The organism is Radiobacillus kanasensis (assembly GCF_021049245.1).
Lineage (GTDB): Bacteria > Bacillota > Bacilli > Bacillales > Amphibacillaceae > Radiobacillus > Radiobacillus kanasensis.
Genome location: NZ_CP088020.1, coordinates 736,228 through 748,417 on the forward strand (window position 1 = coordinate 736,228; position 12,190 = coordinate 748,417).

General features: G+C 36.6%; 15 protein-coding genes. 10 read left to right on the forward strand and 5 right to left on the reverse strand.

What is annotated here, in order from left to right; genetic code table 11:
* Nucleotide 1: 1 nt before the first annotated feature.
* From KO561_RS03880 to KO561_RS03900, 5 genes are all read right to left on the reverse strand, one after another.
* Nucleotides 2–1,012 (reverse strand): ABC transporter substrate-binding protein, encoded by a 1,011-nt coding sequence (locus KO561_RS03880; protein ID WP_231095839.1) that lies wholly within the window; start codon nucleotides 1,010–1,012, stop codon nucleotides 2–4.
* Nucleotides 1,005–1,805, reverse strand: a complete 801-nt coding sequence (gene surE, locus KO561_RS03885; protein ID WP_231095840.1) for a 5'/3'-nucleotidase SurE — start codon at nucleotides 1,803–1,805, stop codon at nucleotides 1,005–1,007. The genes KO561_RS03880 and surE overlap by 8 nt, the downstream gene beginning before the upstream one ends.
* The gene (locus KO561_RS03890) at nucleotides 1,786–2,592 is read right to left on the reverse strand and encodes a sugar phosphate isomerase/epimerase family protein (protein WP_231095841.1); all 807 of its coding nucleotides are present in this window, start codon (nucleotides 2,590–2,592) and stop codon (nucleotides 1,786–1,788) included. Before KO561_RS03890 ends, surE begins: the two co-directional genes overlap by 20 nt.
* Nucleotides 2,589–3,410, reverse strand: coding sequence for a PHP domain-containing protein (locus KO561_RS03895; RefSeq protein WP_231095842.1), 822 nt, complete (start codon nucleotides 3,408–3,410; stop codon nucleotides 2,589–2,591). The genes KO561_RS03890 and KO561_RS03895 overlap by 4 nt, the downstream gene beginning before the upstream one ends.
* A 350-nt stretch (nucleotides 3,411–3,760) precedes the next feature.
* Nucleotides 3,761–4,087 (reverse strand): YnfA family protein, encoded by a 327-nt coding sequence (locus tag KO561_RS03900; RefSeq protein WP_231095843.1) that lies wholly within the window; start codon nucleotides 4,085–4,087, stop codon nucleotides 3,761–3,763.
* Nucleotides 4,088–4,291: 204 nt separating this feature from the next.
* On the opposite strand from KO561_RS03900, the gene KO561_RS03905 reads away from it, so the two are divergent.
* The 10 genes from KO561_RS03905 to KO561_RS03950 all read left to right on the forward strand — a co-directional run bounded on the left by KO561_RS03905 (nucleotide 4,292) and on the right by KO561_RS03950 (nucleotide 12,041).
* Nucleotides 4,292–4,588 (forward strand): TIGR04104 family putative zinc finger protein, encoded by a 297-nt coding sequence (locus tag KO561_RS03905; RefSeq protein ID WP_231095844.1) that lies wholly within the window; start codon nucleotides 4,292–4,294, stop codon nucleotides 4,586–4,588.
* Nucleotides 4,589–4,799: 211 nt separating this feature from the next.
* Nucleotides 4,800–5,069, forward strand: a complete 270-nt coding sequence (locus tag KO561_RS03910; protein WP_231095845.1) for a hypothetical protein — start codon at nucleotides 4,800–4,802, stop codon at nucleotides 5,067–5,069.
* 302 nt (nucleotides 5,070–5,371) lie between these two features.
* The gene (locus KO561_RS03915; RefSeq protein ID WP_231095846.1) at nucleotides 5,372–5,827 is read left to right on the forward strand and encodes a hypothetical protein; all 456 of its coding nucleotides are present in this window, start codon (nucleotides 5,372–5,374) and stop codon (nucleotides 5,825–5,827) included.
* Nucleotides 5,828–6,576: 749 nt separating this feature from the next.
* Nucleotides 6,577–7,830 carry an aminopeptidase gene (locus KO561_RS03920; protein ID WP_231095847.1) on the forward strand — a complete coding sequence of 418 codons (1,254 nt, stop codon included), beginning with the start codon at nucleotides 6,577–6,579 and terminating at the stop codon, nucleotides 7,828–7,830.
* Between the two features lie 169 nt (nucleotides 7,831–7,999).
* Nucleotides 8,000–8,518: a hypothetical protein gene (locus KO561_RS03925; protein ID WP_231095848.1), complete on the forward strand. Its 519-nt coding sequence runs from the start codon at nucleotides 8,000–8,002 to the stop codon at nucleotides 8,516–8,518.
* A gap of 150 nt (nucleotides 8,519–8,668) precedes the next feature.
* Complete coding sequence (locus KO561_RS03930) at nucleotides 8,669–8,860, forward strand: hypothetical protein (protein WP_231095849.1); 192 nt, start codon at nucleotides 8,669–8,671, stop codon at nucleotides 8,858–8,860.
* A 150-nt stretch (nucleotides 8,861–9,010) separates the two neighbouring features.
* On the forward strand, nucleotides 9,011–9,355 hold the full coding sequence (locus tag KO561_RS03935) for a PH domain-containing protein (protein ID WP_231095850.1): 345 nt from the start codon (nucleotides 9,011–9,013) through the stop codon (nucleotides 9,353–9,355).
* A gap of 372 nt (nucleotides 9,356–9,727) precedes the next feature.
* The gene (locus KO561_RS03940; RefSeq protein ID WP_231095851.1) at nucleotides 9,728–10,213 is read left to right on the forward strand and encodes a tetratricopeptide repeat protein; all 486 of its coding nucleotides are present in this window, start codon (nucleotides 9,728–9,730) and stop codon (nucleotides 10,211–10,213) included.
* 217 nt (nucleotides 10,214–10,430) lie between these two features.
* Nucleotides 10,431–11,024: a histidine phosphatase family protein gene (locus KO561_RS03945; RefSeq protein WP_231097038.1), complete on the forward strand. Its 594-nt coding sequence runs from the start codon at nucleotides 10,431–10,433 to the stop codon at nucleotides 11,022–11,024.
* Nucleotides 11,025–11,108: 84 nt separating this feature from the next.
* Nucleotides 11,109–12,041 carry a sigma-70 family RNA polymerase sigma factor gene (locus KO561_RS03950; protein WP_231095852.1) on the forward strand — a complete coding sequence of 311 codons (933 nt, stop codon included), beginning with the start codon at nucleotides 11,109–11,111 and terminating at the stop codon, nucleotides 12,039–12,041.
* Nucleotides 12,042–12,190: the final 149 nt, after the last annotated feature.

Consider the following 12,190-nt stretch of genomic DNA (forward strand, 5'->3'; position numbering starts at 1 on the left):
CTTATTCTCCAAACAGTTCACTAAATTGTTTTTTATCGTCTTCACGTGCTTGGTATAGTTCCTTAATATCTGCCTCTAACACGTTCATATCCTTAATGGTTCTTAAACCTTCTGGAGCTTCTACCCCTTTGCGGATAGGTGTGTACCCAATTTCAGCAGCAAGCTTTTGTCCCTCTTCTGATAATACGAAGTCTACGAATGCTTTGGCTGCAGCCTCGTTTTGCGTATTTTTCATAATCCCGATTGGTTCGGTGATAACAGGTACGCCTTCTTCAGGATAAACAAGTTTAACAGGAGATCCTTCCGCCTCGGCACGTGCCACAATAAAATCAACGACCATACCGTAAGTTTCTTCTCCAGAAGCAACTGCCTTCAGAACAGCCCCGTTTCCTTCTGTAACCGTTATGTCGTTGTTTTTTAAGTTTTCGTAGAAGTCCCAACCGAAGTCATCGTTACGAGTTAAGACACCTAAGTTATAAGCGGCTGCACCAGAGTAAAGTGGACTAGGCATAATCGTGCTTCCGCTAGAATCAGAATCCGTCAGTACTTTCCAGGATGTTGGCATTTCGGATACGTTGTCCGTGTTCACTACTAAAGCAGTAGACATGACTTTTGTGCCCGTGTACGTACCGTCTGGATCAACGAAGTTTTCTGGGATTTCCTTCGCTTCTTCTGACTTATAGGTCAAGAGCATATCTTGTTCTTTCAAGCTTTCAAATGTTACAGAATCCGCGACCAATAGGACGTCAGCTTGTACATCACCAGCTTGTTCTTCTGCCATAACTTTACTGATGACTTCTTCTGTTCCAGAGCGGAATACATTCACGTTTACATCCGGATATTTTTCATTGAACGCAGTAACTAATTGTTCTGCATCGACATCTGGCTGGGAAGTATAAAACGATAAATCTCCAGAAACATCACCAGAATCCGTTGTTTCACCTTGCGCAGCACAACCTGTGATAAGGCCAATACTTAATAGAGCAGCTACTCCTAATTTAAATTTAGACATGGAAAAATTCCTCCTTATTTCGATTGAAATGATGGAACCATCGATTAATTTGGTCCGTTTTTCTTTTTTGTGTCCCTCTCATCTCGATAGGGGATACGGTTATGAATCCTTCTCTTAGTGCACTAAAATCTTTATCCTTCGGTAACCCTGTCAGCTGTTGATATTCATCCTTTAGCCAGTAATAGAGCTGCCCATGTGGATCGTTAAGTCCCACGTAACGGTAACGAGGTACAGACATATCTAATGGGACCACTTTTACTCCTTTACAAAGCTCCTTGGACGTATAAGGTAAGTTAATGTTTAAAATCATCCCTTTTGGAATTTGATTTTGTAAGATCACCTCCGCAATTTGATAAAATAACGGCTTCACTTGCTGGTAATTGATATTTGTACTTTCTAGGGAGGCAAGGGAAACCGCTACGGCTGGTATTTCAGATAACGATGCTTCTGTTGCCCCGGCAATTGTGCCAGAGTAATACACATCTCTTCCTAGGTTTGGTCCTATATTAATCCCGGAAAACACTATATCGGGAGGTTCTTTCATTAATACTTCCAGAGCTAACTTCATACAATCGGCTGGTGTCCCATTTACCATCCATGAATGAACGCTAGACGAGAAAAGACTCGTTTGAATGGCTTTTAGCGGATTTCTTAGTGTGATAGAGTGACTGATAGCACTGCGCTCTTTATCTGGGCAAACGACATACACTTCCCCAAAATGTTGTAGCACATTGACCATCGCTTCTAGTCCAGGATGAAAAATGCCATCATCATTAGTGACTAATATCCTCAATCGTTTTCCTCCTTAATAGGGATTTTTTATTTAGATAGGATAGGTTTTGCTGTAGCTTGGCCAAGGAACGATCATTTTCAAAGCCTTCCACTACGATAGGAAGGTCTGAGTACACCAATTCCTCTAAAATAGGATGCAAGTCAATAGATCCTGTCCCAAGTGGTACATGGTATATTTGGTCGGTGGAATCACTAATGTGAACCTTGTTGATGCGATTCATTCGATGAAAGTAGTCCAAAGGCTTCTTTGATAACGGAACATGTGCGACATCAAAGGTTGTTTGCACGTTCTCCGGTAGATGCTCAAGAATCTGATTCATAGATGCAGGTTCTGTAATAAATTCCTTTTTGAGCGGTTCCATGAGCTCCAAAGACAAAGTCACCTCTAACTGATCTGCTTTTTCAGCAAGGATCTGTAGATTATGAATGAATATTTCCTTGTGTTTATCGATCCACTCGTTGGTAAGGGTGTACCTACCAGGATGGATAGTTACATTCGTTGCCCCAATTTCTTTTGCTAAAATCATTGATTTCTCAATTTCATAGATAGACTGCATTCGTATCCCTTCATTGATGGCTGATAAATTCAAGTCCCAGCTTGCAGCATGGAGAGATAACTCGATATCGTAATCCTCCTTGGCCTGAAGAATGGAGTCTATCGACGTATGATAGTGCCAAACATGCTCTGCCCAGATCTCCACACCATCGAAGTGAAACTGGTTTGCAAGTTTAATCACGTCGTCCGGTGGATAGGCCCAACATAGTGATGAGGAGACAAATAATCTCATGATATTCTCTCCTTTTTTATCCATTGGAGAATCTGCTTTTCATCCATCGTGACACTACCGATCGGAAATGGATTACGCGAGTTTGGGCCGTGATGATCACTTCCACCTGAAAACATGAGACCTAATTCAAGTGCCTTTTCACGCCAAAAGGTCGTTTGGCTCGTCGTATGCTTAGAATGATAGGCCTCAATCCCATCTAATCCATAGCTAACTAGGTTATCCATTTGGATGGCAAAATCGTAGATTCCTGGGTGAGCAAGAAAGGCTTTTCCACCCGCTTGATGGATGAGTTGAATAGCTTGTTCTGCTGTAAAAGGTGGGCGGGCACAAAATGCCGGAGCCCCTTTACGTAATAACTCGTTATAAGCCTCCTGGGGAGAGGGGAAATACCCTTTTGCAAAAAGTTCCATTGCGATATGCGTCCTTACAATTACGCCACCTTGCGCATGTGCCATGCAATCTTCAAAGGTTATAGAGTATTGCATGTCCTGTAGTTTTTCCACGATTTGTTTAGCCCACTCTATTCGTTGTTCTTGTCTTTTTTGAATATGGTTTAGTAGAACAGTAGAGTCAGGATCAAACTGATATCCTAAAATGTGGATTTCCCCATCCGGTCCGTCCGTATTCAGTTCGATACCAGGGATAAGGGTTACTCCCATTATCTTCGCAAGAGCTACTCCTTCATGATAGCCAGCAATCTCATCATGATCTGTAATGGAGATTAGATGTAATTCATTGTCTGCAGCATTTTGGATGATTTCCGCTGGTGTCCATTCCCCATCGGAAAATGTGGAATGGATATGTAGGTCCATCTTCATTAACATTCCCCCCAATCTATGAACTCTTATATCCAATGGTACGGGAGAAATATTAACCTCGTTTAAATAGAAAATTGAAATGTTGTTAAGAAAGTGTAAAGGGAGGTTGAGATAGGGAGCGTTTAGGTGAAAGAGAGTGAGGTGCTGAGATGGGTGTTCTATCAGGGTTAGAGGAATAGTTTGATAGATTTAGCCAGTGAGGATGGTAAATCTAAGGTAAAGAAATTTACTATTTGTTCATATAACCAACCTATTCGTTTTTTTATGGGTAAAAGGATTTTTAATGAACAAGAAATAGGAGCTGTAACAGTGAACAGCTCCTAACTAAATTTCTATTCATAGTTTTGGGTTCAATCGCGAGGTGCAAATAACATGACAGAGACACCAATCAAGCAAATCCCAGCACCTAGCCAGTCATATAAATCCGGTGTCTTTTTGTCTATTCCCCAGCCCCATAAAACAGATAAAACGATAAATACTCCACCATAAGCCGCATACACCCTACCAAAGGAAGGAAAGGTTTGGAATGTAGCAATTATTCCATAAAGGGCTAAAGATATTCCCCCTGCAATGCCCCAATAATAGGGTTTACTTTCTCGTAACCATAACCAAATTAAATAGCCACCACCGATTTCCGCTAAACCAGCGACTATAAATAAAACAATTGCGTAAATCATGCACACCACTTCCCGAATAATCATTTTAAGGAAATTATAACGTATCCTGAACGAGAGTAAGAAAGGAAAAAGTCGTCTGGGATTTTATGTTAAACTTTAATTAAGGTTAAAGAAGAGGAATAAAAGAAAAATGCAATATCAAATATTCCTTAGAGAAATTTGTAGCTAGTCATAGCTATTCACTGATTAGGAGGAGGTTTATAGATGCCAACTTGTCAGAATTGTGATACGAAGTGGGACTGGGCGGAATCCATTAAAAAGTCGTTCACACTCGATAATTCAATGGAATGCCCCTACTGTAAGCGAAAGCAATATGTGAGTAAGAAATCGAGAAGACGAATGAGCTTCGGAAACTTTATAGGTCCTTTTGTTCTATTAATACTACTTATGGGCCAGCCCATTTTGGTCATTGTAAGTGCCGCAGTAGGGTTATTTGCACTTGTGATGTGCTTATACCCTTTCCTTATGGAACTATCGAATGAAGAAGAACCGCTTTGGTAGAAGGAAAGACTAAATAACTGTTATAGATCTATTATTTTTGATCACTTTATTAAAAAACTTTACTCTAGGACTACTTCGGAAGGAATTTCATTGGATAGAAGACATTCCTTATTCCATATATATGGTAATTTTCTGTGTGTTTGCGAAACGTTCAATCGAATTAAAACGTAAATAATAGAGAATACATCTTAGAAGAAAAAGGAGAATGATCATGTTACCAATTATCTTATCTGCTGTACTAGTTCTTACCATGATAATTTCGATATTCACCGTAATTAGGAAACGGAAAAAATTAGGTATTACAGGCTTTAAAACAGCATTAACCTCTATCTGTTTTTACCTGGTTGCGGTCGTTAATTTGCTTGCCTATTGGTTAGATTTTATGGGAATCATTAGCTGGGTCATTACTGTTGCATTACTTCTCCTAGGTGCTTATTTTACAAAATATATGTCAGTAACTGAACGTGGAGGTCAGACATGATAAAAATTCTCTTAGGAGTTGTTGTCATTCTTGCAGCCATTGCACCAGTGATTGCTTCGGTGTCTTTTGCGAATATGGATAAAAATAAGTGAGAGAAATAGGAAGTTCTATCTTGCCAACCTCTTGTCAAGAAAGAGTAGTTCTGTTTTGGAGTACAACAATAATATTTGTAATTGAATTTATAGTAGGAATTGCAATACTTCTTAATAGAGTAATGGTTGATATTAATGAGGAATAGGTACGTATAAGGTGAAATAAACATAATGCTTATTCATCTAACTGGCAGGATGATGGCATAACGATTGAAACTGTGTGGTTCTGTAAATTGTACTAAAATCTTAGGGGGTCTTAGTATTATTAAAAAAGTAATAGGTGCTTCTGCAGTAACTTTAGGAATGATAATCTTACTTTACTTAATGGTTGGAAATTATTATGACCTTCAAATAGCAGGGCAAAGAGCGTCAGAAGATGTTCCTAAACTTCAAATAATGATGTCATTATGGGCATTTCTATTTGGTATATTGATGGAATGGAAAGGCTTAGTAGAACTTATCGAAAGAAAATTTAATTTTAATTGGAAACTTTTTATCCCAACAGTTGTATTATTCGTTATTGTTTTTATCCCAAACAGTTATTGGGTGAAATGGTATGGGATATCACAGGATTTGTACCCTAACATCTTCTTATTGCCTGAAACAAATCTGATATTATCGGTTTTAACTGGGACATTGTTGATTCGTTCTTTTGTAAAAAAATAAAGTAGGAATTAGAGATTGCTTGCAAATGTTTTGTGGGGATTGTTTTTAGTTTTATTTATTGGTTTGATGATTTTATTTGATCAATGAAAACAAAAAAAGCGATTTCATAGTTCGTATCGTGAAAAAACACAACAAGTTAAAGAAGTTAAAAGAGCTATAGAGATAGAAAGGTCTCGAAGAAATGGTCCTCCAACAGGTGGGTTTGGTGGATGAATGTGTTATTTATTATTGTGCTAACGGGGGAGTTGATCCAAAAGGATTGACGCTTTTTCATGCCAAAGTTCTTGTGCTGTCGAACAGGATAGTAGTGTTCAAGAACGATTTGTTACAAAAAGGACAGTCACAATAAATAATCGGTAACTGCACTTCCTCAGTTTAATTAAACCCACTATTAACTACCCATTTTTAGTCTGTTTTTTATTTATTAGATTGCTAGTATTAATCAATCTCACTGCCATTGCACCAGTGATTGCTTCGGTGTCTTTTGCGAATATGGATAAAAATAAGTGAGAGAGATAGGATGTTCTATCTTGCCAATCTCTTGTTATGAAAAAAGAGCAACATTAAACCTTAAGTAGTTCTGTTTTGGAGTACAGCAATGATATTTGTGCCCATTAGTTGAACTACTTTTTTACGGGAAATGTAATTTGCTGTGGGAATTGCAACACTTCTTCAACTAACGGGCATTTAGTTAAAGTAGGTCAGGGCTCTGTAGTAAAGTTATAAGAACATCGCAGAGGAGATATTAAATGATTAAAGGAATATATGAATTTATAAGTGAAGTACAGTTAAAGAAGTATGCAGAACTTGCTGTACGAGCTGGTGTAAATCTGCAAAAAGATCAATTATTGATTATTCATAGTGATATACAAAATGCTACGTTTGCACGTCTAATCCAAACGGTAGCCTACGAGGCAGGAGCTTCCAATGTATTTATAGATTGGACAGATGAACAGTCTACCAAAGAATTTTACTTACATGCAGCAGATAGTGTCATCGATCACTTTCCTGATTGGCAGGCTGCCCGTTTTAAGGAGTGGGACGATGCAGGTGCTGCTTACATTCATATTATTTCTGAAAACTTAGATGTCTTTAAAGAGGTTTCCACTGAAAGGATGAGTCGTTTCCAAAAAGCTTCTCGTACCAAATTGAGGGATTATTATGCGAAAATTAGATCCCATGAGATACGCTGGTGTCTTCTAACTGTCCCGTACGTTGCATGGGCAATGAAAGTATTTCCCAACCTAAGTAAAGAAGAAGCACTACAATCAATATGGAAATTAATTTTAAAAGGATCTCGCGCAGATGGGGGAAATCCTGTAAAAGATTGGGAGAGTCACAATAGGGCCTTCGAGTCACGAAAAAAGTTCCTAAACAAGAGCCAATTTGAATCCCTCCATTTTACAAATAGCCGTGGAACTGATTTATTCGTTGGTCTACCTAAAAATCATCTCTATATCGGTGGGGGTGTCATAGATAAAAATGGAATACCTTTCTTTCCGAACATTCCTACGGAAGAAATATTTACTTCTCCCCATAAAAATAAGGTGAATGGCAAATTGGTAGGTACTAAACCTCTTATCTATGGGGGAAGTGTCATCGATGATTTTTACCTAATTTTTAAAGATGGACGGATTACCGACTATTATACCGCAAAGGGACAGGAAGTGTTACAAAATCTCATCGAAACAAACGAAGGTTCACATTATCTAGGTGAAATTGCCTTGGTCTCTAATAAATCTCCTCTTGCTCAGACAGATACTCTTTTTTACAATACCTTGTTTGATGAAAATACGGCCTGTCATATTGGAATCGGAAATGCATCTCCCTCCAATATTCAAAATGGCATGGACCAATCTGAGGAAGAGTTGAAGGCAGCGGGTCTGAATACTTCCCTTTTGTTAGTCAACGTGACCTTTGGTACCGAAGATATGAAAGTAGTGGGCATTAAAAAAGGTGGAACGGAAGTCCTGCTAATGAAGGATGGCGATTTCCAATTCTAAATCGTCTAAAACCTAAAAACAGAGAAAACTGATTTCTGGTGGATTATACTAAGTGCTAGTTATAGTGAAAACAAACTAGGCAGCATTCCTGTAACAAATGAAGATTATGGGTTATGTTTGTGAAAGAATGTACTTAAACAAAACGGGTGCTATAAAGGAGGAATATTGAATGACTTCTTGGACTGTTTGGATTGCAGGAATATCAGTGGTGGGTTTAGTCTATGCGATTTATAGCGTATTCTCTAAAAAAACGATAGGTTTATATATTTCTGCAGTTGTACATTTTGTTTTGGGCGTTTTTTTACTGTTTTTCATTGATTTTTTAATTGGTATATGTGTATTGGGGTTAGTCATTCTTGAAATAATCACAGGAATTATGTTGAAGGATTCTCGAATCATTAGAAAAACAATTCATATTACAAATATTATGTTACTTGCTGGTTTATTAGTAGTAGGTTTTTTTGCGTTCTTCGGATTGCATTTCGTTCCTCAACAAGACCCCTACATAGCCGAACACATATATATTATGCTTATTTACGTTATATGGGCGATAGGATATTACCTACAAATAAAACAATCAACTTTAAGAAACTTTATAATTATCCTGGTTATTTTCTTAATAATTCAGGCATTGAACTTCTTCTTTGGTTATTACGTCATTACGTTTTTGGAGTTCTTTTTAGAATAGAGATTCCCCGTATTTATCTGGAATACAGTATGGCTATAGATTACACTTCAATGTATATTGAACTAACTGGTGCATGTGCTGAACAAGTGGATTTCTATAGATATAGTTATTATTGAACTTATAATAATTTGAATAAAAAGGGGGGTTACGGTGGGATTTGAACTAAGTTTAAAAAACAAACGAGTAAGAATATGGTTATGTTTGATGGTTCCTGCTTTTATATTAGCAATAGCATTGTTCATTTTTCTGCCAAATGAACTTAGTATAGCAGGTACATTGCCACTTATAATTGGTTATTTTTTTTACTTAGGTTGGATTATGGTTAAAAAGAAACAAGAATAGACCTGATATTAAGCTAACGGGTGCGTGTCTTTAAGAAGGAGATGGCATCTTTTTTGAAGTAAAGAGCAGGTTTATTTAAAAAAGGTTTATGAATCTCATTACAAGTTAAACCGTACGTAATAATATAAATATTTTAATGAGGTGGTTCAGATGCAAGCACAGCTAACAACAATTAAAGAACAATTATTAGAAAACAATGAAACTATCTTGGCTAATTTAAAATGCTCATTGAAAGTTTTTATTTATAGAGAAGTTTTAAGACCTGGCCTTCTTGTTGCAACAGATAGTAGACTAATATTCATTGCGGATTCAATAAAAGGCAATGAACTAAATGAAATATATGATTATGACAAAGTAGAAGATATAAAGCTAAAAAAAGGGCTAATAAATAGAAGCATTTTAATTAAATATGATAAGGAAAACGTAAGTTTCAAACATCTTATGAGTGCTGATGTTGAACATTTTATTGAGGTTATTAAATGTAACCTGTCATAAATTTTATCTCAACTAACGGGGGCGTTTATCCAAGAATGAACTGACGCTTTTTAAAGTTATTATTCTATTCGAAGCAGGAAAATTAAGTATTAGTAAGAGCCATTAGCAAATGGGAAAATAGTCAGGGGTTTCCAGAAACAGAGCTGAAAGGCTACCGAACAGTGTTGCTTTTATCGAAAAGCGATCATATATCAGCCTGAAGAATTTATGAAAAAAAGGTTTTCAACTTAAACAAACGCAAACAAAAATGTTGTCTAATAAGGAGCTTTCAGAGGATAAATGGGACTATCCATTAGATGAAAAACGAAGTGTGACCTCCACAATCTGGTGCAAATCTTTAACAAATAGAATTAAAAATTGGGAGGTGTGTTTATGGAAGATAAAGAAAGAGAGCAGATTGAAAAAGGAAGAGATTTACTTGCTAAAGGCAAACCACAAGAAGCAATCAAATTCTTTCAAAAGTTAACTAAGGAACCTAACGTTTCGGGAGAAGTTTATCTGTATGCTGGAATGACATATGATAACATCGGGAATGAAAAAGATGCTATACCATTATATATAAAAGCACTTAACAAAGGAATCGAAAATGAAAAAGAGTTAAGAGATTGTTATGTCTGCTTGGCTTCATCCTATAGAATTGAGGGGGAACTAACAACATCGTTATCTTACCTAACTGAAGCAAAAGAAAGATTTCCAACTGATGCTGTCATATCAACCTTTCTGGCTTTAACATTATTTGATATGAAGGAGTTTAGAAAAACAGTAAAAGAACTAGGAAATACATTACTCGATGAATCAAATAATCAGGAACTAATGAATTTCGAAAAACCTTTAAGACAGTATTTCAACAACATATAATTATTTTGCTAAAAGGTGCTTATCTACAGTATCTGTAATTGAAGCACCTTTTAGCAAAAAGAAAAGGAACGTCCATTCATATTGGCGTTCCTTTTTAAATATTTTAAGAAGGTCTGGAATTTAATGTTAAAATTAGATTGTGAGCAAATCGACTAAAATTATTTGGCAGTAAGTTGAAGAAGAAAGTTAAGTGAACTTTAGTGGAGGAAAATAAATGATGAGTACGTATGTTTATATGGTGAGACACGGTGAGTCGCCAAAGGAAGGAAATGAAAGAACAAGAGGGTTAACTCAAAAAGGTCATATAGATGCTCAACGAGTAACTGACATATTGAAAGATGAGAAAATGGATGCAGTTGTTTCAAGTCCGTATATACGTTCCATTTTAACTGTCGAAAAGCTAGCTAAACAATTAGGGCAAGAAGTTTTAGTGTATGAAGATTTAAAAGAGAGGATATTTTCTTCTAAAGATAATCGAGTTTCTGATAAGGAATTGGTTCCACTGTTGGAAAAGTCGTTTTTGGAAGAGAATTTCGCTTTAGAGGGAGGAGAATCAAATGCTGATTGTCAAAAAAGGGCTATAAAGGTTTTAAAAGAATTACTAGAAACTTATAGAAATAAAAAAATAGTAATAGGTTCTCATGGAGCTGTTATGACCTTGATGATGGGATATTTCGATAGTGACTATGACTTAAATTTTTTACATAGCACATCCAAACCTGATATTTATAGAATGGAATTCAATGAACAGGAATTAGTGAATGTTAAAAGATTATGGAGCGTAAATAATAGTTTTAGCCAATATTCATGAAGAATCTAAAAAATTAAATTCCCCGTATCTAATTTACCTCTAACTGTGTTTATATAATGAATAGAACTTAAGGGGGAAGTGAAAATGAATAAACTGGAACATGTATCGAATGAAATGCGTGACCTAAAGAAGGAATTTGACTTACTGATAAAGCCTCATAGACCGGCCTTATGGAGATATTGTGAAATGATTACAGGTTCACCTTGGGATGCAGAGGATTTAGTACAGGATACACTATTAAAGTCATACAGTGCTTTGCCAAGAATATTTCAACCTTTGATTCCGAAAAGCTATTTATTTCGAATTGCGACTAACACGTGGCTAAATCAACAAAGAAAACAAAACAGAATATTATTGGGAGAAAATACCGAAGAGTCACACGAGGATTTAGATCCTTTTGAACTTAGGGAAGCGATGGAGAAATTGGTCGCATATTTGTCTCCGAAGCAACGTGTCGTTATCTTACTCTTTGACGTGTTTCAATTTCGAGGAAGTGAAGTAGCAGAAATGATAGGTTCGACAGAAGGTAGTGTTAAGGCACTTTTACATAGGGCTCGAACGAATTTGAAAAAACTAAATCATAAGGAGCACCATACCACTTCTGAATCAGAAAGTGTCTTTGCTACAGATCCAGTTATTGAGGCTTACTTAGATGCTTTTAATCGAAGAGACCCAGATGCGATAGCTAATTTACTAGATGAGAATGCTATAAATGATATTGTTCATACTTCATTTGAGTATGGGAAGAAAGCGATTAGAAACCATTCTTTAGAGGGATGGGCAAATGATCCAATGCCAATGACGGCTACTTATCAAATGCTGTGGGGGAAACCAGTCATTGTTGTTATTACAAAGCTGGACGGAAATGATGCAGTGTATAGTTTGATTGATCTTGAGATGGATGCTGGCGTTATTGTTAAAAAGCGCACCTATTATTTTTGTCAGGATTTACTAGAGACAGCCGCTAAAGAATTACAAATACCAGTTTATCCAAATGGTTATATTTATGGAGAGTGATTGTAAAAAGCGTAGAAATTTTTGAAAAGAGTATAATTGATAATGGACCTGCTGACAAAGTAGGTCCATTATTTTTTTATTCCTACGAACAGCCCAATTATGAATTATAACAATCAAACAGGTTCGTCCATCCAAGAAGGATTAACGCT

Bases quoted from the DNA above. Each gene is read 5' to 3' on its own strand.
- KO561_RS03880 (WP_231095839.1), bottom strand. From the start codon at position 1,012: ATGTCTAAATTTAAATTAGGAGTAGCTGCTCTATTAAGTATTGGCCTT.
- KO561_RS03890 (WP_231095841.1), bottom strand. From the start codon at position 2,592: ATGAGATTATTTGTCTCCTCATCACTATGTTGGGCCTATCCACCGGAC.
- KO561_RS03895 (WP_231095842.1), bottom strand. From the start codon at position 3,410: ATGAAGATGGACCTACATATCCATTCCACATTTTCCGATGGGGAATGG.
- KO561_RS03900 (WP_231095843.1), bottom strand. From the start codon at position 4,087: ATGATTTACGCAATTGTTTTATTTATAGTCGCTGGTTTAGCGGAAATC.
- KO561_RS03905 (WP_231095844.1), top strand. From the start codon at position 4,292: ATGCCAACTTGTCAGAATTGTGATACGAAGTGGGACTGGGCGGAATCC.
- KO561_RS03910 (WP_231095845.1), top strand. From the start codon at position 4,800: ATGTTACCAATTATCTTATCTGCTGTACTAGTTCTTACCATGATAATT.
- KO561_RS03920 (WP_231095847.1), top strand. From the start codon at position 6,577: ATGATTAAAGGAATATATGAATTTATAAGTGAAGTACAGTTAAAGAAG.
- KO561_RS03925 (WP_231095848.1), top strand. From the start codon at position 8,000: ATGACTTCTTGGACTGTTTGGATTGCAGGAATATCAGTGGTGGGTTTA.
- KO561_RS03935 (WP_231095850.1), top strand. From the start codon at position 9,011: ATGCAAGCACAGCTAACAACAATTAAAGAACAATTATTAGAAAACAAT.
- KO561_RS03940 (WP_231095851.1), top strand. From the start codon at position 9,728: ATGGAAGATAAAGAAAGAGAGCAGATTGAAAAAGGAAGAGATTTACTT.
- KO561_RS03945 (WP_231097038.1), top strand. From the start codon at position 10,431: ATGAGTACGTATGTTTATATGGTGAGACACGGTGAGTCGCCAAAGGAA.
- KO561_RS03950 (WP_231095852.1), top strand. From the start codon at position 11,109: ATGAATAAACTGGAACATGTATCGAATGAAATGCGTGACCTAAAGAAG.